The organism is Streptomyces phytophilus (assembly GCF_013870535.1).
Lineage (GTDB): Bacteria > Actinomycetota > Actinomycetes > Streptomycetales > Streptomycetaceae > Streptomyces > Streptomyces phytophilus.
This window is the reverse complement of sequence record NZ_JACBXC010001666.1, coordinates 1-1,092: the sequence shown is the minus strand read 5'-3', so window position 1 is coordinate 1,092 and position 1,092 is coordinate 1. Positions and strand designations below refer to the sequence as shown.

Annotated in this window: 1 protein-coding gene; it reads left to right on the top strand. The window is 72.9% G+C overall.

Translation table 11 applies throughout. The annotated features are described in order from the left end of the window. Nucleotides 1-298: 298 nt before the first annotated feature. The coding region (locus H5J30_RS35080) for a GTP-binding protein (RefSeq protein WP_181791836.1) at nucleotides 299-1,092 on the top strand (794 nt) is incomplete at its 3' end.

The window sequence follows — 1,092 nt, the reverse complement described above, 5'->3', positions numbered from 1 at the left end:
CCCCGCCGGTCCGGGCACGCACACCGCCCGCCGGCGCCGTGGGCGGCCGAAAACCGTTCGACGGGCAGCCGGTCCGTACCCGATCATGGGGGCATGTTCCGGTACGCCTTCCTCGCGCACACGTCCGCAGCCGCGGACGCGCCGAAGGCTGTGCCGGCAGCACTCGCAGCAGTGCCGGCAGCCGCAGCCGACGGCGCCCGAATCCGCCCCTTCCCGTGATCGCACCAGCGGACCCCAGCGGGGGAGGGCCGGCCCGGCCCGGGGTCCGCGCAGCCACTGCGATCCGCGAGGAAGAACCATGCCCAAGCAGGCGTACGTGCGCACGAAGCCGCACGTCAACATCGGCACGATGGGGCACGTCGACCACGGCAAGACCACGCTGACGGCCGCCATCACCAAGGTGCTCAGCGACCGCGGCACCGGCACCTTCGTCCCGTTCGAGCGCATCGACCGGGCGCCGGAGGAGGCGGTGCGCGGCATCACCATCAACATCGCGCACGTCGAGTACGAGACGGCGACCCGCCACTACGCGCACGTCGACATGCCCGGCCACGCCGACTTCGTGAAGAACATGGTCACGGGCGCGGCCCAGCTCGACGGCGCGATCCTGGTGATCTCCGCGGTCGAGGGCGTCATGCCGCAGACCGCGGAGCACGCGCTGCTCGCCCGGCAGGTGGGCGTACGGCACGTGGTCGTCGCGCTCAACAAGGCCGACGCCGGCGACCCGGAGCTGACCGACCTCGTCGAGCTGGAGGTCCGCGAGCTGCTGACCAAGCACGGCTACCCGGGCGAGGAGGTGCCCGTGGTCCGGGTCTCCGGGCTGCGCGCGCTCGCCGGCGACCCGGCGTGGACCGAGGCGGTCGTGGAACTGCTCGACGCGGTGGACACCTACGTGCCCATGCCCGAGCGGCACTTGGACGCGCCGTTCCTGCTGCCGGTGGAGAACGTGCTCACCATCACCGGCCGCGGGACGGTCGTCACCGGCGCCGTCGAGCGCGGCACGGTGCGCGTCGGGGACCGGGTGCAGGTGCTCGGCGCGGAGGTGGAGACGGTCGTCACCGGCCTGGAGACCTTCGGCAAGCCGATGGACTC